At 48.2% G+C, this 22438-nt stretch carries 19 protein-coding genes; 8 read left to right on the top strand and 11 right to left on the bottom strand.

Annotation, left to right across the window (positions count from 1 at the left end):
• The first annotated feature begins 530 nt into the window (after positions 1-530).
• Positions 531-1250 carry a hypothetical protein gene (locus OC443_RS05155; RefSeq protein ID WP_073586451.1) on the top strand — a complete coding sequence of 240 codons (720 nt, stop codon included), beginning with the start codon at positions 531-533 and terminating at the stop codon, positions 1248-1250.
• A 134-nt stretch (positions 1251-1384) separates the two neighbouring features.
• Here the strand turns inward: OC443_RS05155 and OC443_RS05150 are convergent, their stop codons facing one another.
• Complete coding sequence (locus OC443_RS05150; RefSeq protein ID WP_073586450.1) at positions 1385-1984, bottom strand: NADPH-dependent FMN reductase; 600 nt, start codon at positions 1982-1984, stop codon at positions 1385-1387.
• Positions 1985-2084: 100 nt separating this feature from the next.
• Positions 2085-3008, bottom strand: coding sequence for an EamA family transporter (locus OC443_RS05145; RefSeq protein ID WP_073586449.1), 924 nt, complete (start codon positions 3006-3008; stop codon positions 2085-2087).
• Positions 3009-3137: 129 nt separating this feature from the next.
• On the opposite strand from OC443_RS05145, the gene OC443_RS05140 reads away from it, so the two are divergent.
• A complete protein-coding gene (locus OC443_RS05140) occupies positions 3138-3629 on the top strand; it encodes a MarR family winged helix-turn-helix transcriptional regulator (protein ID WP_073586448.1) in 492 nt (163 codons plus the stop codon).
• 70 nt (positions 3630-3699) lie between these two features.
• On the opposite strand, the gene OC443_RS05135 is transcribed toward OC443_RS05140, so the two are convergent.
• On the bottom strand, positions 3700-4608 hold the full coding sequence (locus tag OC443_RS05135) for an endonuclease/exonuclease/phosphatase family protein (protein WP_073586447.1): 909 nt from the start codon (positions 4606-4608) through the stop codon (positions 3700-3702).
• Positions 4609-4888: 280 nt separating this feature from the next.
• Between OC443_RS05135 and OC443_RS05130 the strand changes: the two genes are divergently transcribed.
• Positions 4889-6514 carry a methyl-accepting chemotaxis protein gene (locus tag OC443_RS05130; RefSeq protein ID WP_073586446.1) on the top strand — a complete coding sequence of 542 codons (1626 nt, stop codon included), beginning with the start codon at positions 4889-4891 and terminating at the stop codon, positions 6512-6514.
• A 227-nt stretch (positions 6515-6741) separates the two neighbouring features.
• On the opposite strand, the gene OC443_RS05125 is transcribed toward OC443_RS05130, so the two are convergent.
• The 3 genes from OC443_RS05125 to OC443_RS05115 form a co-directional block, all read right to left on the bottom strand.
• Positions 6742-7626 (bottom strand): LysR family transcriptional regulator, encoded by an 885-nt coding sequence (locus OC443_RS05125; RefSeq protein ID WP_073586445.1) that lies wholly within the window; start codon positions 7624-7626, stop codon positions 6742-6744.
• A gap of 43 nt (positions 7627-7669) precedes the next feature.
• Positions 7670-9103, bottom strand: a complete 1434-nt coding sequence (locus OC443_RS05120) for an SLC13 family permease (RefSeq protein ID WP_073586444.1) — start codon at positions 9101-9103, stop codon at positions 7670-7672.
• Positions 9104-9238: 135 nt separating this feature from the next.
• Positions 9239-9715, bottom strand: coding sequence for a GNAT family N-acetyltransferase (locus tag OC443_RS05115; RefSeq protein WP_073586443.1), 477 nt, complete (start codon positions 9713-9715; stop codon positions 9239-9241).
• Between the two features lie 111 nt (positions 9716-9826).
• Here OC443_RS05115 and OC443_RS05110 point away from each other — a divergent pair, with 111 nt between their 5' ends.
• On the top strand, positions 9827-10750 hold the full coding sequence (locus tag OC443_RS05110; protein ID WP_073586442.1) for a LysR family transcriptional regulator: 924 nt from the start codon (positions 9827-9829) through the stop codon (positions 10748-10750).
• Between the two features lie 130 nt (positions 10751-10880).
• On the opposite strand, the gene OC443_RS05105 is transcribed toward OC443_RS05110, so the two are convergent.
• The 3 genes from OC443_RS05105 to OC443_RS05095 all read right to left on the bottom strand — a co-directional run bounded on the left by OC443_RS05105 (position 10881) and on the right by OC443_RS05095 (position 13799).
• The gene (locus OC443_RS05105) at positions 10881-11879 is read right to left on the bottom strand and encodes a CARDB domain-containing protein (RefSeq protein WP_073586441.1); all 999 of its coding nucleotides are present in this window, start codon (positions 11877-11879) and stop codon (positions 10881-10883) included.
• 264 nt (positions 11880-12143) lie between these two features.
• Positions 12144-13070: a D-2-hydroxyacid dehydrogenase gene (locus OC443_RS05100; protein ID WP_073586440.1), complete on the bottom strand. Its 927-nt coding sequence runs from the start codon at positions 13068-13070 to the stop codon at positions 12144-12146.
• 183 nt (positions 13071-13253) lie between these two features.
• Entirely contained in the window at positions 13254-13799 is a 546-nt protein-coding gene (locus OC443_RS05095) for a hypothetical protein (RefSeq protein ID WP_143169456.1), read from the bottom strand.
• Between the two features lie 380 nt (positions 13800-14179).
• Here OC443_RS05095 and dbpA point away from each other — a divergent pair, with 380 nt between their 5' ends.
• From dbpA to nfi, 4 genes are all read left to right on the top strand, one after another.
• Positions 14180-15565: an ATP-dependent RNA helicase DbpA gene (dbpA, locus tag OC443_RS05090; protein WP_073586457.1), complete on the top strand. Its 1386-nt coding sequence runs from the start codon at positions 14180-14182 to the stop codon at positions 15563-15565.
• 417 nt (positions 15566-15982) lie between these two features.
• Positions 15983-16336 (top strand): DHCW motif cupin fold protein, encoded by a 354-nt coding sequence (locus tag OC443_RS05085; protein WP_234976470.1) that lies wholly within the window; start codon positions 15983-15985, stop codon positions 16334-16336.
• A 280-nt stretch (positions 16337-16616) separates the two neighbouring features.
• On the top strand, positions 16617-18017 hold the full coding sequence (locus OC443_RS05080; protein ID WP_073586438.1) for a hypothetical protein: 1401 nt from the start codon (positions 16617-16619) through the stop codon (positions 18015-18017).
• On the top strand, positions 18014-18697 hold the full coding sequence (gene nfi, locus OC443_RS05075) for a deoxyribonuclease V (RefSeq protein ID WP_073586437.1): 684 nt from the start codon (positions 18014-18016) through the stop codon (positions 18695-18697). Before OC443_RS05080 ends, nfi begins: the two co-directional genes overlap by 4 nt.
• A 91-nt stretch (positions 18698-18788) precedes the next feature.
• On the opposite strand, the gene OC443_RS05070 is transcribed toward nfi, so the two are convergent.
• On the bottom strand, positions 18789-19802 hold the full coding sequence (locus tag OC443_RS05070; protein ID WP_073586436.1) for a ribonuclease T2 family protein: 1014 nt from the start codon (positions 19800-19802) through the stop codon (positions 18789-18791).
• Positions 19803-19948: 146 nt separating this feature from the next.
• Positions 19949-22228: a penicillin acylase family protein gene (locus tag OC443_RS05065; protein ID WP_073586435.1), complete on the bottom strand. Its 2280-nt coding sequence runs from the start codon at positions 22226-22228 to the stop codon at positions 19949-19951.
• Positions 22229-22438: the final 210 nt, after the last annotated feature.

The raw sequence follows: 22438 nt of genomic DNA, 5'->3' as shown, positions 1-22438 counted from the left end.
CAGCACCCCGGCCACAACAACCTGACACTTTATGATCCAATGCAATCATTCTCCCTGACATCTCATGATCATAGCACACAGCCTAAGACACTCGTGCGTAGTCTAACACAGTCCACTGAAAATTTAGAAGAACCTGTTCAGCATGTCTCAGCATCCCGGACATACCCCGTTGATCTGATTCATCATCAGCACCAGCTGTCAGACTCATGTCAATAGCCGGACCAGCCGGTACAAAAGCACCTTCAGCAGCTCCGGGTATATTAAATAACTTTCGGCAGAAACAGGCTCAACTTTAATTCCGGAACTGACAAGTGCTTATAAATTCGCCTGAAAACGGGGAAATTATATTCATCTGATGACTTATTAACCGCTCCGCTTCTGATATGAAACAGAATGAGTTTTTACCATCTCTTAACCCCCACAGCGATAAAATTGTGAGATGTCTCTGATTTTATTTTCAGACATGTATACCCAAACAACCTCTTTGTATTTGAAGAGACGTAACCAGACAAATACGCACAGGTAATACAATGAAAAATCTGCATAATACACATAAAACAAAAGCAGCCCAGTCTCCGGACTTATCTTATCAACACGAACGAACTAAAAATATCATCTTCAAACTATTATTGATTGCGCTGATGACCATTGGCGCCGGGTTACTGGTTAACTTATGCCTGAGATTCGATATCCTCTATGGCGATCATTCGATCGATGAGGTTTCCATGACAGAATGCGTCCAGCAAATACTGCTGGGAATCACTATCGTCGCCTTCTACCGGATTAAATTTCATCGTCCGGAACTTCGTCATAGCGCGATTCTGATCGCCGGATTTTTCACGGTTCTGTTCATCAGGGAGTTAGACTTTCTGTTTGACGAAATCTCACATGGCTTCTGGGTTTATCCGGCTCTGCTTGTCACCATCGCAGCGGTTCTCTATGCAGTTTCAGGCCGGCAACAGGCGTGGTTTTCTCTCGGAAGTATCTGCAGTGCTCCCAATATGCGCCTGCTGATCGCTTCTCTGATGATACTGCTTGTTTTTTCCCGCCTGATGGGAGAAGCCAGTTTCTGGAAACTTGTCATGCAGGATGGCTATGTCAGAGTGGTCAAAAATGCCATCGAAGAAGGCATTGAACTCTTGTGCTACGCCATGATCGCAATTTCTGCTGTGTCCTGCGAGCTTTACCTGACAAGAAAGCACAAAGACCACAGAACAACGCATCAGGAAGAAATCATTCAAACCAACTGATCTTGCCGTAAATGAAAATTCAGCCTGTCAGTTCCACTGCCTCTGTCAGGCTGAATGAACCGGGGCCGGAGATGAGATCAACCGGCCCCGGCCATTCTTCCGGGCAGTCCTGCATACCAGATAAACTGACATACCTACATCCCATAACGAAAAGCCGCGCCCTCCTCCGGCATGCCTTCATGCACCGGTGCCAGCGCCTGCGCGTAAGCGGAAAGTAATTTCATTGTATAACGGGCCCGTTCATCAAACCGCGCATCATGACAGTTCAGTTCATCATCCAGCAAGGTTTCTATATCACGAAAAATCAGATGATCCGGTAAAAAGCACACATGATTATTTTTACTGCCGGTCATTCTCAGTTCACTGATGGGGTAAACACCATTCACACTGGCTGAGACACTGGCAAGTAAAGCCGGTTTATGCGCCATCTCCTGGTCCGTGGTCAGCAGCAGAAAATTCTTCAGCGCCGGTGTCGCCATGCCGTGCCACTCAGGTGTAATCAGGATAAATGCATCTGCTTCTTTCAGAGCTGCTTTGACCGGCTGCCAGCACGACCAGCTTTCACTGTCTTTCTGCCAAAAATCTTCATTCCATAATGGCAGGTTCAATGCGTGTAAATCCAAGACTGAGCTGTCCTTAAACCCGCTTTCCGCAGCCAGAGAAGACAGATATTGCGCCGTTAACAGGCTTTTTGAATGAGCACGCTGGCTTCCGGAAATAATCATCAGTTTCATCGTCGTATCCTTTGTTGAGCATTAAGTTAATTTGGTTCTGATTGTTAAAAATTTACAGCAGTAAAAACTTACGTATAGTCAAGCCGGTCCTCTTCATCATTCATGACTGAACAGGCTTATGAGCAGGGGTCGCTTTCACACGACTCTCTGATTCAGAGCGATTCAGCGTAATCAATGCGATTGAAACCAAAATCGCCATCGCACCGGCAAGCTGAAATCCGCTCAGGGTCTCTCCCAGAATCAGATAGCCAAACACACAGGCTGATAACGGGCTGAGAAATCCAAGGAAAGAGAGTGTCACCGCAGGCAACCTTTCGATACCCCAAAACCAGATGGCATAAGCAAACACCGCTCCGGCCAGACACAGATAAGCGTACCCCAGCAGATTATCGGTCGTCAGAGTTGCAGGTAAACCTTCCTGCCAAAGCGCAACCGGCGCAAGCATGAACCCGCCGAAAACAAGCTGCCAGCCGGTAAATCCGGTCAGACTCATTCCCGCCGGACGCCCCCAGAGCTTGGTCAGCACCAGACCGGTTGCCATACTGAACGTCCCCAGTAATCCCATCAACAAGCCCATGCCGTTCAAAGCCACCTGCGCATTCAGCACCAGCATCGCAATCCCGGCAATCCCGGTTCCTGCCGCCAGAAAATGTCTGGTATTGAGCGGACTGTTGAGCAGAAAGTGACTCATCAAAAGCACCACCAGCGGTTGTGACGACATGACCAGTGCTGCCATGCCGCCCGGCAGTGAGTAGGCGGCATAAAACAGGCAGTAAAAAAACAGCCCGATATTTAACCCACCCAGAACCGCCAGCCTGAACCACCAGCGCGGATCAGGCAGCGTGCGGGAAAAAGCAATCAGAATCAGCCCGGCCGGTAATGCTCTGATCGCAGATGCCAGAAGCGGCATATCCGGCGGCAGTAATTCGCTGGTTACAATATAGGTGCTTCCCCAAATCAAGGGCGTTATTGCAGTGATCAGCAAGGCTGACCATCGGTTGATTGTTCTGTTTGCAGGTCTCATTCTATTTCCTTCTTCAGGCTCAGACTTTTATAAAAGTATCTTTCCAAAAAGACACTTCACTAAAAGTAATCGCTTTTTAGTTTTTAATCAAGTATCTTTTTGAAAAGATATTTAGATGAGAGAGAAAAAATGAATCAGGATCATGTGGATCGCATTCTGGAACAATGGCGCAATGTTCATCCGGATCTGGACTGTTCAGCGATGGGAATTATCGGCCGGGTTCGCCGGATCAGCCGTCTGTTTGACGAATCACTCAAAGAGGTGTTCAGCCTGCATGCGCTGAGTACGATTGAGTTTGATATTCTCGCCACACTCCGCCGGACAAATGCCCCGTTAACACCAACAGAGCTGTACCAGACCCTGATGTTGTCTTCCGGTGCGATGAGCACCCGGCTGGAAAAGCTGGTACAGCGCAACCTGATTGAAAGAATCGCCAGCCAGGGCGATCGCCGCAGCAATCAGGTACAGCTGACAGAGACAGGCCAGGCACTGCTGGATGCAGCATTGAACGATCACCTTGCCAATATGGAACGTTTATTAGCCGGGCTGACAAAAGAAGAGAGAGAGCAACTGGCCAATTTGAACCGGAAACTCCTGCTCAGTGATGCCATGCAGCCGTAAAAACCCAAACCACCTGAAGATGCAGGGTTCAGCTCACGCCCTGCGGGTGAGTTTGGGTATATCCGGTAAATCACAGGCTCAGCTCTGTCATCACCGGCCAGTGATCCGAACCTTGCACCTCAGTTACGGCGGTGCGGCGACAAATCCGGGCAGCTCCCCGCACCCATAAATGATCAATACCGATCGCAGGAAACGGTGATACTGAGGGCCACGAGTTGACCGGCAGAGAAGAAAACTCCGGGAAGAGTTGCTGATAACGCTGCGTATCTGAAGATAAATTAAAATCTCCAATCACCAGCGAATTGTCAACCGGAACAAATCCGGTCAGATAAGACAATGTCTGAAACATCAGATTTCGCCGGTGCCAGAGCTGTTGATCTCTCGGAGACGGCGGATGAGCGGTAAACAACGCAATGTCCACGCCAGGAGCTGGCTGCCAGAAACCGCGTATCAGCTTCTGATCATCATTTGTCCGATAAACAGACATGCCGTATAAAACCTGCCTGCTCAGGATTAACTGATTAGACGGATATCCGATTTTGGGCTGTCCGCCATAACGATAAGGATATAAATCACTTAGTGAACGCAACAAGGTGCCATGTTGCGGCGTCACTTCCTGCAATACCATTAAATCAGGCAAGGAAGCTCTGACAAACTCAATGAAAGAGTCAACCATTTCATTTTCGAACATCATATTGTACTGGAGAATCCTGACTGTTTCCCCGCATTCTGCCTGTTTACCCTGGCTGTCAGGAAGTCCTCTGACAACAAATAAAATACACAGCAGCACTGACAAACCACCCGGAATCCACCGTCTGGAAAAGAAAAAAAAACCGCTACAGATGAGATAGACAAAAACCATCAGCCCCGGCACAGATGACCAGTTTTCGGCCCACCAGATCCCGCTTTCAGAATAACTCCACCGCCAGAAAGTGACCGGTAAAACCAACAGCAACAACCCAAGCCAACTTTTCTTCATGAACCATTCCTGACTACAAAATGTATAACAACGATGAGTCAACACTAACTGCAATGAAAATGTCATTCAGTTAATTGACAACTTACAGAATATAACTTAGTTATTAGTTTTAAACATACTTCATCAATCAAGTATAGAAGTTCATAATGTAATAACAAAAAACATGACCATAATGACAGCGATTTCATGAAAATCATGCGGTTACACATCAGAAAGACGTAATCGTCAGGCAATACTGCTAAATCGATTCAGGTTATATGTTGAACAGGGAGAAAATGACATGCCGTTCATACAAACAATTCGGGCAAAATATACCTTCTTTTTTTCATTGCTCAGTGCCGTTTTTTTAGTTGTGGTTTTAACATCGTATAACCTGGTGGTATACATTCAGGAAAATACCGGCAAATATGAAGACTCCGCGGGTCTGATTCAAAATGCAGACCGGGATCTCTACCAGTCAGCTCTGGCCCTCTCACTTTTAACCTTTTCAGAATCGATCAGCTCAGCCCGGCATCAGACGCTGAAAGACACAGCCCTGAGTAATGCTGAACAAGCCAAAAGCCGGATGGAAAAATTTATTCAGCAAACCCGGCAGGAGCCTGAAATTGTCAGGTATCTCTCTCCATTCCAAAACCTTTACCAAAACTGGACTCATGAAATTGACCGTCTGTTAACAGCCATTGAAAACCATGATTTTGAGACAGCTAAACGGATTCATACCGGCTCCCATGAAGCGGCATTTATCAAACTGCGTGAAATCTACGATGGTTCAGAGGAGTTAATCAGCAAATATTCCGCCATCGAAAATGAAACGATTCACGATCATATTGAGACTTTTAAAGTGGTTGTGATGATCCTGTCTGCATTTGTGCTGACACTCAGTATTTTCCTCGCCTGGCTTGCGCCCAGAAACATCTCAAATGCCATCCGGAATGTGACGCATGATCTGCATGAAATCAGTCAGGGCGATGGCGATTTAACCCGCAGGATTAACAACACAAAAGCAGATGAGACCGGTGATTTAAGCCGCGAACTTGACGGCTTTGTCGATAAACTTGGCTCGATTATCAGGCAGATTCGTCAGGGTGCGGATACCATCCGGGATGAAATGGAGACGATCAGCCAGGCCGCAACACAGTCCGCTTCCCTGAGTGAGCAAAGCGATACCTCTCTGGATACCATTGTCACCGCAATAGAAGAAATGAGTGCGACAACACATGATGTTGCCGGCAATGCAGCGGATACAGCAACTCATGTCGAACAACTGGCAGGTTTAGCTGATGAAGGAGAACTATCTATTCTGGCTTCGACAGAACGATTGCACGATTTGACCAGCCAGATTCAGCATGCCTCAGATGTGGTCGAAAAGCTGTCCCAAAGCTCGGACAAAATTTCGTCGGTTCTCGATGTCATTCTCAGCATTTCCGAACAGACGAACCTGCTGGCTTTAAATGCCGCGATTGAAGCCGCCCGGGCGGGCGAACAAGGGCGTGGCTTTGCCGTTGTTGCTGATGAAGTCCGTCAGCTGGCCGGAAAAACCCAGCTTTCAACAGAAGATATCCGGACGATGATTCAATCGCTTCAGAAAGAAGTCTCTGAGGCGGTGACATCCATCAATGACAGTGTACAGATTGCTTCATCGACTGAAACGCTGAATGAGAAAACCCGGGGGGTACTGGATGCCATCAAAACCGCCTCAGATCAAATTCAGGATCTGGCGGCACAAACCGCAAATGCCACCGATCAACAAAGTCAGGTAGCTCAGGAAATCACCACCAATCTGGTTCAGATGTCCGGCATGTCCAAAGAGACCAAAACGCTTTCCTCTCAGATGAAACAATCGGTTCAGCAGTCTTTGGGCAGCGCCGAATCTCTGGTGAAACAGGTGAATCGTTTTTCAGTCTGACCCTCAGCCCAAAAGCGCAGCCGGATCGGGGCTGCGCTACCGGCCCGCTTAAACCATCCCGCCATTTGTCCGGATCACCTGGCCGTTGATCCAGCCACCTTCAGAGCTGACCAGAAATGCCTGTACCCCGGAAAAACACTTCAATCTGCCCGGACCCGCGTTTTTATTCAGTGGTTGCAGGAACAATTTTCATCATAAGGTCTCAACGAATCAATCAGATTCCCCGGTTAATAATGGGCAATGACCTCACACAACAGGGTATTGATGGCTTTGAGTAATGGATCACCCGCCCGTTTTTTTAATGTGAAGTACAACACTCTGGCGGCTTTGTGTGCTTCACAGATCACCTCAACTTCACCGGATAACTGCGCTTCCCTGACCGTATCGGTGTGCAGCAGACCAATGCCGACCCCGCCGGCGATCAGGTTTTTGGTGACCTGCTCCCGGTCAACACTGATGACTTTAACGGGGCGGATCTGATGCTTGTCGAATAACTTCTCGGCGGCGCGCCCGCAACAGGTACTTGATGCGGGGCAAATCCATGGCAGTAAAGCCAGTTGTTGCCAGTCGACAGGCTGTGATAAATCAATCAGGCCCGGTGGTGCAGACAGATAGATCCCGAACCGCCCGACTTCAACAGTATCAAACATCGGATCGGATTCTCCGGCTTCACTGTAGAACCCGGCATCCAGCTCTTCACTCCGCACCCCCTGAATCACTTCAGCCGCACTGTTGTGCCGGAGAGAAACCGTCACATCCGGATAATATTCAGCCAGCCGGGTCAGCAGTTCCCCCAGCATTTCCGGTGCGGTCTGACAGCCAATACCCAGCCGGAGTGTGCCGCTCAGTTTGCCTTTCAGCCTGGTCGCCTGTTCAAAGATTTCCCGGTGCGCATTTAACGTCAACTCAACCTGTGCCAGAATCACGCTTCCGTCAGCCGTCAGACGCATCCCCTGCGGGGTTCGCTCAAACAATATCAGCCCCAGCGTGTCCTCTATCGCTTTCACGTGGGCACTCACCGCAGGCTGGCTGAGGTAAAGCTGCTCAGATGCGCGGGTAATACTGCCTTCCCGGGCAACCGCTAAGAAAGTTTTCAACTGATGAATTTCCATCGTCGTCTCCTCTGAAACGCAGAAAGCTCTGAAACGCAGAAAATTAATGTATCACACCAAGCAAATGCAGCCAGAGCAGATTCAGTGGAATCAGCACCAACAGCGTGATCACAAACAGGGTGAAACATAGCTTACTGGCGGGGCCAAGCGGAATTTTTGCCATTTGTACCGCACTCAACAGCGGCGGGGACTGATAAGGCAAAAAGATATTGGAAAAGGCCATCACCTGCGTCATCAGTACAGCCGTGAGTGACAGCCCGGTCAAACCGGCAAATCCTTCCGCCACCGGCGTCATCACGATGGGCAAACCCGGCGGGCTGGCAACAAACGCAATCAGGGTCGACATACCGGTTAATGCCCCGAGATTATAAAGGTCATGATCCGGCGAAAAGCCAACCGATTCACTGAGTATCTCCACCAGCGCGTGACCTAAACCGGAAGCAGATATCACCGCTCCGAGTCCGAGCACACCGGCGATGAAGAACAGCGAGCCATAATTCACTTCCTCACTGAGGCAACGTCTGGCTGTCAGCCCTGCTCCCGGCAGCAGGCAGATCACCGCTGCCGCCAGCGCAATCCAGCCGGGAGAAACATGGTGCAGACTATCACTCAGCCAGCCCAGCAGACACAAACCAATAATCGCTATCAGCTTTTTCTCCGGGCCACTGAGTGGCAACCGCTGGTTTTGCTCAGATGGTGCAAACGCTGGCGCCTTATCGGGAAACATCCACACAATCAGGACAATCAACACTGCGGATTTGAGCATCCCCAATACCGGTAAATTAATCTTCAGATAATCCCAGTAAGACATGTGAAAGTGGTAAAGGTTTTCTGTCGTTCCGGCCAGCACCATATTGGGCGCATTCGCCGGTAAAATAGTAAAACCCGGCAATACCGTGCCAAAAAATGCCGCCAGTAAAAAGCCCAGCCATCCTTTCCGGCCCGGTGAATAACCCATATGTTCAGCCAGCCCGGTCACAATCGGCAGTAACAACACAACCCTGCCCATCGCAGAAGGAATAATGAATGCCAGCAGAAAACCACACACCACCGTCATGGCAATCATGCCGGCATACGAACGGCCCATCACCCGGGTAATCAGAACCGCGGCCCGTTTATCCAGCCCGGTATAACGAATCGATGCGCCCAGAATCATGCCGCCAAAAAACAGCCAGAAGACCGATGAGGTGAATCCGGAGAAAACAACCTGAGGCGTGGCGACATGACAAACAATCGCCACCAGAAAGAACACCAGCACCGGCCAGTATTCAGGCACGATGCCTGTACCCCAGCAAACCAGACAGAAAACGGTCAGCCCGGCAGCCCAGGCCATCGACACCGGAATAAACTGAGCGAGAATAAAGCCTGCCAGTATAATCAGGCCTGAAACCAACAGAATTTGTATCACCGGATGGCCGGATAACTGTTGTTTTATCCACCGGGCCCCGGCCGGGGAGGAAGACGACGAGGAAAGCATACTGACACCTTATCTGAATCATTTCCCTCAATATTCCACGAAGCAGACTGATCGTCTATTCGTAAATTCAGAAGCCTGACCTCAGAATTTCAGAGGCTGAATCTCCGGGCTCTCATCACCGGGCCGTACCGGAACTTAATCCTGCGCCGCAAAATCCTGCAATGCCTGACCGGTCATCCGGTAAATAATCCACTCATCCTGCGGCTCGGCACCAATGCTCCGGTAAAAATCGATCGCCTTCTGATTCCAGTCAAGCACCACCCATTCAAACCGGCCGCACTCTTTATTCACCGCAGTCTGGGCCAGATATTTCATGATCGCTTTACCGATACCGGCGCCGCGCTGATCTTCAGACACATACAAATCTTCCAGATAAAGCCCGTACTGCCCGAGCCAGGTCGAGTAATTGAAAAAATAGACCGCAAAACCGACGGGCTGCCCGTCCTCTTCACAAATAATCGCCTGAGCGTGTACTTCATCTCCGAACAGGCGTGTTTCAATCGATTCAACCGTATTGAGTACGGCATCCGGCTCTTTTTCAAATACAGCAAGATCATTGATAAAACCAAGTATTGTGGCGGCATCTTCTTTGACTGCGGGTCTGATTCTCATACGACTTTTTCCATCCTTTAAAAATAAAACGCTCAATGACGGGAACCAGTGTAATCTATCCCGGATTATGAATAAAATGCATAGATTGCAATCAGGATATGATGGTGATACATGAATATCGACTTAAATTTACTCCGGTTATTCAGTGTGATTTACCGGACCCGCTCCGTCTCTCAAACCGCAGAACAGCTGAATCTCAGTCAGTCAGCCTGTAGTCACGCCCTGACCCGCCTGCGGGACAGACTGAAAGATGAACTATTTATCCGCGCCGGAAACAAGATGTTACCGACAGAATATGCCCACCATCTGGCTGAACAGATACTACCGGCCCTCACCATGCTCGAAGACGGCCTGAAAGCTTCTCATGGTTTTTCTCCGTATGAGCCGCATACCTTCACCATTGCCGTGACCGATTATACTTCCTGGTGTTTATCCCCTTTTACGGCGCATCTCAGCCAGCACTTTCCCGATATTCATTTTGAGTTTGTTCAGCTGGAAGAAAGAATACCAGGCGACGCACTGATGAATGGCAAACTTGATTTTGTGTGTGGGTTTGAACACCAGCAGAAAAAAAGCACAGAGAGTATCTGCCGCCTGTGCTGGTTCGAAGATCATTATGTCAATATTCGTTGCCGTCAAACCTGGTCCGGTGACAAAAACACCCCGTTAACATCCGAAGCATTTCTTGCGGGTCAGCATATTCTGATAACGCCGTGGAATGAACCCAGAGGTATTGTTGATATCGCGCTGGCCGGAAAAAAGAAGAAACGCAGGGTCGCCCTGAAAGCCGCCAGTGTACTGGCCGCACCTTATTTCGTCCCCAATACACCTTATTTACTGACTCTGCCTAACCGATACGCGCAGGAAATCCACCAGCGTCTTGATATCGAGATGAATCAACTGCCCTTTGAATTACCCACTTACAAACTGATGCTCTACTGGCACAAAACCCGTGACAGCTCTGATAAAATTCAGTGGTTTTTGCAGCAGTTTCAGGATTTTCATCAGCGGGAGCAGGAAACACAGACTGAATGAAGTCCATAATCTCACATGGTTACTCTGTAAAAAAAAACCACCATCGCAGGTGGTTTCAGTTGAAGGCTGATAATTCAAAACAAAAACGACCTGTTTCTCTGAGAGGAAACAGGCCCGGAGAATCCGAAGACTATTCCCATTCGATACTTTCAGGTTCAGCGATTTCTGAATCCATGACTTTCAATCCCGAGAGATCAGGCAATTGCGGTTGTTCAGCAAAGTTTTCAGACAGTGTTTCATTTCTGCTCAGATAACTCACAAGACCACTGCTGTTAACATCGGAATTCTTTTCCCGGGTCAGCGCTTTAGTCAGGCTGGTTGTTGTGCTGGTACTGTCATCGACAACGGTAAATTTAAATGCGACCGCATTATTTTTTTCGTTGATTTCATCCACTGCATTTTTGTTATCAACCTTAGCCACCAGATAGTGGGTCCCGGCCGACAGAGAAGGGAGCGTGACATAAAGATTATTTGTCACAGCATTTTGAACTAATATACTACCAAGATAGTGAGTACCCACTAAGTTTTCATCTGCAATATAAACACCAAAGGAAGGATTCTGCTGAATGTTATCGGAACACCGGGTTCCTGCTGTTACACTCAATGCAATTTTTTCACCGGAGGTTACTGTCGTAGGATAAATCCGCCCCGATGTAATCAGCCAGTCAAGGGTCGTAGAGGGACCAATTTTGACAGAGTTCAAACTCAGAGTACTTCCAAGGTAATAATGTGCATATACCTTAAATTCCATGGGTGTACAGGTATTTGCCAGTATATTCTTGTTTGTATTACTTAAATTACTCAGCTTAGCTGTATATGAATAGGTATTACTGTATGGCTTGCACGTTGTTAGAACGCCGCTTTTACCACAATTCAGTTTAGGTGACTGGCTACCGAGAGTCACCGTACTTTCGCCCTCATCCTGAGTCAGATAAAAAGTGGCATTATCAGACAGAACAAAAGGTACAGAACCAAACAAGCCATATTCAATTTTGAATGAACTCTCATCCGGATAATCGACTGACGTATCATCAATATACACATTACCAATCTTAATCCCGGCAATAGCTGGTATCGCGATAAATCCGGTGACAACAATTAATCCGGACACAAATTTACTTAGTTTCATAGATTCCTCATTAAACTTACTTGGAGTGACGTAGCAAAATCGTTGATACGACAGAATTCAACGAGAAGTGGAGAGCAATTATTGAACAATATGTAATCGGTTTCAAAGGTTGATTTTTATTTTAATTAATCAAAAACGGATTCATGATGTATGGCAGGAAACACAGTAAAGGTCATGAAAATCAGGAAAGAATTTGAGCTTACCGGACAACAAAGGCGTTGATCGCGGCGCTTTCTGCCCGCAAAAGCGCCGGAAAAGTCACCTTTAATATCCTTTATCAAAATCGATCCGGTTATGCAGTGAGAACCCATCCCGCCAGCGCTGGAAGTTGGCGGCAAACTCCTCAGCGACCTGATCGGGAAAGCTGACCGCAGCAATATGCGGTGTCACAGTGATGTTCGGATGCTGCCAGAACGGATGATCGTTATCCAAAGGTTCTTTGCAAAACACATCCAGATACGCATGCTGAATATATTTGGCTTCAATGGCCGGAATCAGGGCCTCTTCATCGAGTGTCTGCCCCCGGCCGACATTAAACAAAATCGCCTGATTGCAATAACTGAGAAATTCCCGGTTGATCAGTTTATCGGTCTCCGGTGTGGCGGGTAATGTATTCACCACAATTTGTGCCTGTGACAACGCCGTATTGATTTCATTGATATGAAAAATCTGATCAAAGGCACTCTGCTTCGGCGGAATCCCGCTGCGGTTAATGCCGAGAGTCCGGATACCCAACGCCCCCGCAACCTGACTTAAATGACTGCCGATGGACCCCGTGCCGAGAATCACCATGGTCTCACCCGCCAGAGAACGGTAACGGCATGGTTTCCACTGCTGTTTTCTCTGCTGATATTTATAGTAAACAAAATGCCGGTGATGACTGGTCAGAAACCCGAGCACATACTCAGAAATCAGCTGGCCGAAGATCCCTTTAATATTGGTGAGCTGATAGTCTTTCCTCAGGTCAGAACCTATCAGCGCATCCACACCGGCATAAATCGACTGTAACCACTCCAGTTTGGGGAAATCCCCCAGACAGGTTGCCGCCATCGGCGGGGAAGCCAGTAAAATAGTGGCCTGACTGCGATCCTTCGTCTCTGTGAGACCATCCGGCTGGTATGACTTCAGCAAGTCACGGTAACGCTCGTTATTGTGGGTCAAAATATAATACAGATGTTCTGAATGACTCATTCGTGTGACGTCTCCCTGTCGGTCAGCTATGTGCATCATGATATACCGAAACAATCAGAAGGTGCATGATTGTTGCGTGGCTATAAACATACTTCATCTCAGTAATGTTGCACAATACTCATAATAAACCGGTCTAAATGACCTGTCAGGTCATCAGGGTAGCCGTTTTCATTCTCTGCGCTTTCAGTCCCTGCGCCATTCGTACACATTCGCAACCTGTTTCCTTTGGTAAAATCTCGCATGAAGCTGCATAAACTGATCTTTTTTCAAGCGGGATAACGCCCATTCGGCTGGTTTAAAATGCAGAATCTGATTGTTGAATATGATGTGAAACGACGCTGGTTTTTTCCAGACCCGGCGAAATGACAGGGTGCCGCTGTCCGGATCACACTGAAACAAAATCCGCTCACCTGTTCCTGAATCCAAGATAGCCGGATAGGTGTGATTGCCCCCGCACCGCTGCCTGACCAGAAACAACACCTCAAACCGGTTATCCATGGTGGTGCTGACAAACACCGCCAGATGATTACTCCGGTCCACCTGTCTTAAGACCAGCTGATTGGTATCATGCGTTCTTGCTTCCTGCATCCGGCTGTTCAACGGATCAGATGTGTTGACCTCCCACGCCATCTGCTGACTTAAATAATGCAGGTCAGCCTCGTACTGCCAGACAAACCAGCCCCCCGCAAAGAACACCATGGTGATGACTACACCTAAAACCGATTTCACCTGAACGACACCTTTTATACCCAAGCAACCTGAAGATGCATGATTCAGCGTGCAGCCGAAAGGTGCCTTTCAGCTCACGCCCTGCGGGTGAGTTTGTCAGGCTCTGATACGGTGTTACTGATTTTCAACGTAGAATAACTATGTCTTCAAATCAGTGCCTTGTCTCAGAGCCTGACAAATCTCACTGAAACCTGCATCTTCAGGTTGTTTGGGTATACACTATCCGTTTTTCAAAGGATCATCCTATAAGGTGGATCTTAAGCGTGGCTTAAGAGTGAGCAAAAAAACCGCACATCGCGCCATCTCCGGGCTTGTATTCTGCTCAGGAAGTGACTATTGTGCACCCCATCAATTCTATGACTTTCATTCAGGACGTTCCCTTGAGCCAGCAACCATTTTCTTCATTACCCTTATCGCCCGCCTTACTGCAAAACATTGACTCTCTGGGATATGAATCGATGACCCCAATTCAGGCACAAACCCTGCCGCTGATGTTGCAGGGCAAAGATGTCATCGGTCAGGGAAAAACCGGCTCGGGAAAAACCGTCGCATTCGGCCTGACCGTGCTGACAAACCTGAATGTGAAACGCTTCAGGGTCCAGACGCTGGTGCTTTGTCCAACGCGCGAGCTGGCCGATCAGGTGGCGAAAGAAATCCGCACCCTGGCCCGGACCATTCACAACATCAAAGTGCTGACCCTGTGTGGTGGCATGCCGATGGGGCCGCAGATTGGTTCACTGGAACACGGCGCTCATATTCTGGTCGGCACGCCCGGACGAGTGTTAGATCACCTCAACAAAGGCCGGATTCAGCTCGAAGAGCTCAATACACTGGTGCTGGATGAAGCTGACCGGATGCTGGAAATGGGTTTTCAGGATGCGCTGGATGCCATTATCGACGCCGCGCCGACAGCACGTCAGACGCTGTTGTTCAGTGCGACATTCCCGCCTCAGATTCAGTCGACAACCCAGCGCATCATGCGCAATCCGGAAATGGTGAAGGTTGAATCGACCCATGAGTCTTCATCTATCCGGCAACATTTCTACAAAATTACCGATGAACAGTCACGACTGGCCGCGACCAAAACCCTGCTGCTGCATCATCAGCCGGAATCTGCGGTGATTTTCTGTAATACCAAGCGGGAAGTACAGTCGGTTGCGGATTCCCTTTACAATGCCGGTTTTGATGTCATTGATATCCACGGTGATCTGGAACAACGTGACCGCACCCAGACGCTGGTTCAGTTTGCCAATAAAAGTATTTCCATTCTGGTCGCCACCGACGTCGCCGCCCGCGGGCTGGACGTGGCCGATCTGGATATGGTGATCAACTTCCAGCTCTCGCGCGACCCTGAAGTCCACGTTCACCGGATTGGCCGGACCGGCCGGGCCGGTAGTCAGGGCGTGGCTTGCAGTCTGTTCAGTGACAAAGAAATGATTCGTGTCTCTCAGATTGATGAATACATGAATCTGCCAATCGAACCGGCTCAGTTACCATCAGAAGCCGGACTACCGGAGGCGCCTTTTACCGCACCGATGGCGACAATTGAGATCTCCGGTGGTAAAAAACAGAAACTTAGGGCGGGCGATATTCTCGGCGCATTAACCGGTAAACAGGGCATTGAGGGCAAACAGGTCGGAAAGATTAATCTCTTTGATATGCGGGCTTACGTCGCAGTTGAAAAACAGGTTGCCAAAAAAGCAGCAAAAATACTCGAACAGGGCAAGGTCAAAGGCCGCCAGTTCCGGGCCCGTGTTTTGAAATAAAGGTTTTGAAATAAAAGGTTTGAAATAAAGGCTTTGAAGTAAAAATACTGAAAGTAAGGGGGACAAAAATAGCTGTCTCCCTTATTTTTTTATCTTTAATCAGCGCTGCCGGATGACAAGATAATGCTCAGCGGAATATACCCAAGCAACCAGAAGATGCATGATTCATGCGTGTAGCCGAAAGGTGCAGCTCAAGGAAAGGGAATGCAGGAATGTACCCACCTTTCAAATTATCCTGACGCAGAAATGTGCCATTCAGCTCCCACCCTGCGGGTGAGTTTGTCTGGCTCTGAGACAAATCTCACTGACCCCTGCATCTTCAGGTTGTTTGGGTATACAATACGGTTTTGAACACTTACAGTTTTATATCCCCCACAACTTTTACAGACCCATGACTCATGACTTTCAGGGAGGAAGATGATGGATAATCCAAATATCCCGTTTCAAACCATCGACTGGTCACAGGTTCCCAAAACAGAGCATCCCGGTACAACAGGCGTCGCCTTCTGGCAAACCATTCAGTTTGACGGACTGCGGATCAGAACCGTCGAATACTCACCCGGCTATCTGGCCGATCACTGGTGCCAAAAAGGACACATCGTGTATTGCCTTGAAGGGGAAGTGATCAATGAACTGGAAAGCGGAGAGAAAAGTCAGTTAACACCGGGCATGTCTTATATCGTCTCAGACGATTTAAGCTCTCACCGCTCTGTCACAGAAACCGGCGTCAAACTGTTAATCATTGATGGCGATTTTCTGAAACTGAAATAGTTTTATGAAACTGAAATAGCCTGATGAGGATAAAATCACATTCCGGCGGGTCAGTGTCCCGACGTTGTTGAAACACTGACCACTCAAAATCCTCAGCGCCCCGGAACATCTCTGCAAAAAAGAGTCACAGCTTTGATGCCGGATACTCAAACACTCTCTGAACCATTCGACGCATTTATCAGAGGTTATGTTTTAAAATCGATAATCTTTTGCATATTCAGACACATTACATATATCATCCCGCCTCATATCACTAATTTGAATAACACAGGAATTGAATATGCGTCATTTCAGGCTGGTTTCCCTGATCCTTTTATCCTTATCGGCGATTCCTTTCGCTCAGGCAAATACAGAACAGGCCGAATTATCCGGACAAAAATATAATACAGATAGTGATAGTATCGATATCAAACTGGAAGAAACAGAAAATGCTGATCTGAAGACAATCAATCAGTTTAAAGAACTGTCTGATCTGAAGATCATTGCCGGAGATATTGACCTCACACTCAAATCCGCTAACGATACTGTCGAATCTCTTGAGCTGGTTCTGCTGAAGAAAAATCCGGCTCATTTCTATCAGTCAGTCTCTGCATTGAAGCAATATAAGAAGTTACAATCGTTACGGATCACTTCTAAATACCCGCTCAGGGAAATGAATATTCAGGGAACGGATCATCTGGAATCTCTTCGCCTCAGACTCTATCAGTTCTCATTCCGGCAGATAAAACTCAGCCCGGGAATCAAAGAGGTTTCTGTTGATTCTGAGCAACCTGATTTAAGCGGGCTGGAACAGCTTCAGTCCATTCAGACATTAAAGCTGAGTGGCTTGGAAGAAGCTGTGGATTTCAGCAAAATAAAACCGGGTAGCCAAATCAAAAAACTCACCTTAGACTCAGAAGTGCAAACGACACTGAAAGGGCTGGAAAGCCTCCGTCAGCTTGAATTTCTGGACCTGACGACTCCCGAACTCACTGATGTGACTGCGCTCAGCCAGCTGAACGCTTTGAAAACACTCCATATCTGGCAACTGGGCTCAGATAAACTACCCAAAATCCGGAACACACATATCAAATCTCTGGCCTTGTACTACCGCAAAGAATTTGGCCCGTTCAGTGAACGGTATATCCGCGATATTACCAACATTGGCACGATGAAAGGGTTGAAAAAAGTTTATTTCGGGCATGAACAGGCCACCGGTTTTTCACCTTTACTCAAACTGGATCTGGAAAAGCTGAGCGTCACCAAAAAGCAACCTTTGCCTCTCGCTGTCATCAAAAAAATGCCACACCTGAAATATTTTGCCTACGGCACCGGGTTCAGCAGCCAACGATATGAAGGCGATAAATTAAAAGCACTCCTGAAAACCGAGATAAAAACCAGTACTGCAAATACATTTAAAGCATTGATTAACGGCACGCCTGAACGGGGTTCAATCATTTACGGCGAAAAGAAACAGTTGGTTCCGGTGAATAAAATCACCCTGGATACTTACAACCGCTGTCGTTCAAATCATATTGCAATAAGCCCGGCATTACTCTCAATGCACATTGACGACTATATCAAGCTACTCAAACAGGTTTACCGCCAGTCCAAACAAGGTATTCCCAGCCAGTACACGATTGAGAGTTGTCAGGGCACAACAGCAATCGTCAATCAGGTAATTGCAGGGAAATCATTATGAAACCAACCCTCGAACACCCATGGAATTTATCCGAAGCCGAAGCGCTGACATTACAGCAACAACTGTCGGAAAAAGTGGTCAAAACCGATCAGCTCAGCACAGTGAGCTATATTGCCGGCGTTGATGTCGCTTACCCGAAAGCGGGCAACCGGCTCGTGGCTGCGGTTGTGATTCTTGATGCCGATACACTTGAAGTGGTCGAAACCCAAACCGCAGAGGATGAAGTTCACTTTCCGTATATTCCGGGGTTATTCTCATTCCGGGAACTGCCGCCACTGATCAAAGCATTTGATAAAGTGCAGCACACGCCGGATCTGATTCTCTGCGATGGTCAGGGGTTTGCTCATCCAAGACGCTTCGGGCTGGCATGTCACCTCGGCGTGATTTTCGATGTCCCCACGATTGGCTGCGGTAAAACCCGCCTGACTGGTGAACATGAACCACCCGCGCCGGAAAGAGGTTCATCGGCACCGCTGATGGATCAGAATGAGATCGTCGGCTGCGCGCTGAGAACCCAGACGGACATCAACCCGATTTATGTCTCGATCGGCCATAAGGTCTCTCTGGAAACTGCCTGTGAATGGGTTCTGAAAGCATCCCCCAAATATCGCCTGCCGGAAACCACAAGGCAGGCTGATCATCTGGTCAATACGCTGCGAAAAGCACTGGGAAACTCATGAAAAAAGAATGCCAGTCAGCTTAACTGACTGGCATTAGGCTCCCGCCTCCTTTTTTATTCCGATGTTTATCTGCTGTATTTTATAAACCAGTTTACTGCCCGATTTCATCCACGGTAAAGCTGCTGCCGCATTTGTTAGAAAACTTCGGATCAGCATCCATCATTAAGCTTTCAAGTGATGCGTTATCATCCAGCACTTTTGGCAGGTTGATATACACATCCACCAGCTGGCTGTTTTTGCAGGAAATCTGTAACCGCTTGTGCGCCCCATCGAAGAAAGCCTGATCCACGGCATCGAAAAAGTCCTGCGTGGAGACCGATTTGCCGATATGATCCCGCATGAAATACGCCACCCCCTGGTTAAACTCTTTCTGTAAACGAATCGCAGTTTTAAAGTATCCGTCTGCATCCCGTTGAGTCTGACAAGTACCATGTTTGTACCATTCATGACGTTGCAGACAGGAACCGTAAGCTGCACTTGGCATATATTGACCCAGTAACTTCAGGGTTGATGACGACATTGGCACAGCCGCATAGCTACAGAAAGAGCTTTGTGAATGGGAATAGCGTCCGCAGAAACCATAACTGGTGCCGCACGATGCTTTGTTCGGCCATAATCCGTGCAGCGTAAAATTCCCGGCCTGATAAGCATCAGCGTCAGTGACCTTACATTCAGGTTTGGAGGAATGGGTTTCGCAGAACGCTGGTTGCCAGCTCAGGGCAAAAACGTAACTGTCTTCTAACCCGGCAGTGGAACAGCTGTTCCCTGAACCAGAACTGCCTGAACCGGAACTGCCGGATGAATCAGAACTGCTCCCTTTCACCTCGCCGCAATCAGCGGAAACCCAACGTAACTGCGGGTTAGCGCCACTCACAACAACACGATACCAGCTCGCATTGTTTTTATTCGCTTCGCGAATCTGATAAGACTGCCCGGAAACCAGATAAATATTACCGGGATTGGTCTTCTTATTTTTAGATTGATAAGCCGGACATGACTGGCTGGCATAAAACGTTCCGGAGAATGAGACCGCAGCACATTCCCCGACAACGCCCAGCAGTAAAGCCATGGCAGAAAAAACAGCCAACAGAGTTTTCAGTTTCATTAAATATATTTCCTGTAATTGGTATGTGTAAGCGCCGCAATCATAAACACATCCCATTAAATAGGAAAGAGGTTAAATACAAACAAGTAGCACATTAAGTTTTTGCTAAATAAAAATGACACTGAATTTTTAATATTCCCGCCTGGTTATTCCGCAACAGATATCTCAGGAAATGCTGAATGACTTAACTCAGCACCAGCTAACTCCTGCGGCAAATAAGGCACCCGGTACAACTGTTTATTGGAAAACATCCGGAGCTGAGCGGTTCGTCCGGCGGACTCAACCCCGTCCCGCTGGCCGTGGCTGAGCAAAGCTTCCACCACGATTTGCCCGCTCTCCCATTTCACCAGCTGAACATACGCCGTGCCGAACAGGATATAAGGAAAGCCCTTTTCCGTTAGCGGTGCCGGCATTTCACCATTGAGAATCCCTTCCTGATAAGAGCCGCCGTGCAATGGAATTTGAGCTGAATCGGCGGTTTGATACAGGGCATTTCCCCAGGGTTCATCCGGGCTGAATCCGAAATCTGTCAGCTCAGTGACTGATGTTTCAAGCGCTTCAATGATCACCGGCGCACTACCTGATGTCATTTCAAGTTGCGACCCGAGTTCCGGATTACCGCTGGCCGGGACTTTCAGCAGATCAGTCTGAACCATTTTGTTCCAGAACTGATGGAACAGCAGTGCGCCACGGCTTTGTGCATTGTTTTTTCTGTCCCATCCCCGTAATGCCGCAAATCCTTTCCGGGCAGCTTCTGAACCAGCCAGTTCAGAGAGCGTAAGAATGTCATCAAGAAACGTTTCTGCCGCGTAATTGCGGTTATCAAAAATGATCCGGAGCGCACTTTCGGGCGTCACCGGCCCTTTGGCAAGCAGTTCTTTTATTCTCCGTACAGACATCATCAGCCTCGGATCATATCTCAGCCCGGCCGCGATATGTTTACCGATTTGATGGTCGTCCTTATGCTGACCAAATACCGATGGATAATCAGGCTGGATTTTTCCGTATTCAGTAAATTTATAACTGTTGTTGGTATTCTGAATCACCCCACGGGTGATCACATTGGGATAAAACGAAGCGGGCGCCTGTAAAGGCCGGTTGTCTGCATCGCGTAAAGCACAATCGCTGCGGGTGCCGTCCAGCACATGAAATGCTGCAGTTTCGTCCCCGATGTGACATTGCGCCATGGCTTCGTCGCTGAGTGGCGGCACATTGCCCGCCACCACATAACCCACCTCGCCGTGGCGGTCTGCAACCACCAGCTGACACAAAATCCCCCGGTTATTTTCTATCGCAGCGACAAACTCACGCGCAGACCCCGCCTTCGCTGCTTCAAGAAACTGGTCCAGCCCGCAGGCATTGTTCTCTCCGGGGTTAGTAATCGCATACCATCCCTTCGGTTTCCCCGGACGCTCAGGCAACTGATAGAGGATACCCAGTTCCGATTCGATAAATTCGTAAGTCCGGGGTTTTACCTGGCCGTCATTTTCAAGTACATCTATCGTCACAGATCTGACCGATAATGGCTTTGTTTCGCCGTCCATCAGGTAAGTCAGTTGCCCGTCTGACTCAGCGACCACCATTTTCTGTAACACATACGGCGTGACCGTTGCTGCGTCTAAAATACTCCATGAGACATCAGCATTGTAGCCGGTCATCGGCAGCGGAAAACCAAGAAAAGAAGTCCCGGCAACATCAAGTTCACCGGGAATGGTGAGGTGATACTGATGCATGTAAATTCGCTGCTGATGCGGCGTGCGTTTCCATGCCGAATGCGGGTTGCCAAGTAAAATCGCGCCTTCTCCTTCCACCACATCTCCACCGAAAGCCCAGGCATTACTGCCAAAACCACCTTCTGTCTCAACCGCTCTGGCATGGGGTGAATTCTCTGAATCTGCGGCATCAGGCGGATTTTCCTGCCATGCCCGGGAAGAAGAGACAATATAAGGCCCGATTTCAACCAGTTCTTTCATAATGCCAAAGCGCATCGCGGAACGAACCACATCAGCAGGTTCAAAAGTCACCAGGTGCTCATCCGGACTCAAACGCCGCCTTGCATCATCCGGCATATGATTAACATAATGATTCAGGCCATTCACATAACCACAGATATAATCACGGATTTTATGACTCAGTTTTGCCAGTGCTTGTTCAACCCACGCATCCGGCAGTCTCATCCGGAAGATCAAATCAGAATTCAGGTTGGTCGTTTTTAAAAAGCCAACGGTAGAAAATCCGTCAGCCCCATAATATTTCGACCGTTCCCCCCGCAGCGCAATCGCCTGCCCTGCGAGTTCTAACAAACGGTCGCGGGCATGCACACACCCATAACCAAAACCAAGTGCTTCATAATTACCAGCTTTGATATGCGGCACATCATTGTCTGTCCAGCGGATTTCTGCCTGATTTAAATCTTGTTTATTCATGAACTCAAAAGCCCTGTTTCATATACTGACATCATTCATCCGACCGCATCCCGGCACCTTTTTCAGATGCAGCCGACATTGGCCTGAAGTTGCTCACCTGTTGATGAATGCTAATTGATATTGATACACATTATCATAACCATGTATATGATTGATCGACAATCAAAAAAAATTATTTTGTTATCCGGCTCAGCACGGTTCACCGATCAA

The sequence above is a fragment of the Vibrio quintilis genome (assembly GCF_024529975.1).
Lineage (GTDB): Bacteria > Pseudomonadota > Gammaproteobacteria > Enterobacterales > Vibrionaceae > Vibrio > Vibrio quintilis.
This window is presented reverse-complemented; position numbering and strand designations above follow the sequence as displayed.

Bases quoted from the DNA above. Each gene is read 5' to 3' on its own strand.
- OC443_RS05155 (WP_073586451.1), top strand. From the start codon at position 531: ATGAAAAATCTGCATAATACACATAAAACAAAAGCAGCCCAGTCTCCG.
- OC443_RS05150 (WP_073586450.1), bottom strand. From the start codon at position 1,984: ATGAAACTGATGATTATTTCCGGAAGCCAGCGTGCTCATTCAAAAAGC.
- OC443_RS05145 (WP_073586449.1), bottom strand. From the start codon at position 3,008: ATGAGACCTGCAAACAGAACAATCAACCGATGGTCAGCCTTGCTGATC.
- OC443_RS05140 (WP_073586448.1), top strand. From the start codon at position 3,138: ATGAATCAGGATCATGTGGATCGCATTCTGGAACAATGGCGCAATGTT.
- OC443_RS05135 (WP_073586447.1), bottom strand. From the start codon at position 4,608: ATGAAGAAAAGTTGGCTTGGGTTGTTGCTGTTGGTTTTACCGGTCACT.
- OC443_RS05130 (WP_073586446.1), top strand. From the start codon at position 4,889: ATGCCGTTCATACAAACAATTCGGGCAAAATATACCTTCTTTTTTTCA.
- OC443_RS05125 (WP_073586445.1), bottom strand. From the start codon at position 7,626: ATGGAAATTCATCAGTTGAAAACTTTCTTAGCGGTTGCCCGGGAAGGC.
- OC443_RS05120 (WP_073586444.1), bottom strand. From the start codon at position 9,103: ATGCTTTCCTCGTCGTCTTCCTCCCCGGCCGGGGCCCGGTGGATAAAA.
- OC443_RS05115 (WP_073586443.1), bottom strand. From the start codon at position 9,715: ATGAGAATCAGACCCGCAGTCAAAGAAGATGCCGCCACAATACTTGGT.
- OC443_RS05110 (WP_073586442.1), top strand. From the start codon at position 9,827: ATGAATATCGACTTAAATTTACTCCGGTTATTCAGTGTGATTTACCGG.
- OC443_RS05105 (WP_073586441.1), bottom strand. From the start codon at position 11,879: ATGAAACTAAGTAAATTTGTGTCCGGATTAATTGTTGTCACCGGATTT.
- OC443_RS05100 (WP_073586440.1), bottom strand. From the start codon at position 13,070: ATGAGTCATTCAGAACATCTGTATTATATTTTGACCCACAATAACGAG.
- OC443_RS05085 (WP_234976470.1), top strand. From the start codon at position 15,983: ATGATGGATAATCCAAATATCCCGTTTCAAACCATCGACTGGTCACAG.
- OC443_RS05080 (WP_073586438.1), top strand. From the start codon at position 16,617: ATGCGTCATTTCAGGCTGGTTTCCCTGATCCTTTTATCCTTATCGGCG.
- nfi (WP_073586437.1), top strand. From the start codon at position 18,014: ATGAAACCAACCCTCGAACACCCATGGAATTTATCCGAAGCCGAAGCG.
- OC443_RS05070 (WP_073586436.1), bottom strand. From the start codon at position 19,802: ATGAAACTGAAAACTCTGTTGGCTGTTTTTTCTGCCATGGCTTTACTG.
- OC443_RS05065 (WP_073586435.1), bottom strand. From the start codon at position 22,228: ATGAATAAACAAGATTTAAATCAGGCAGAAATCCGCTGGACAGACAAT.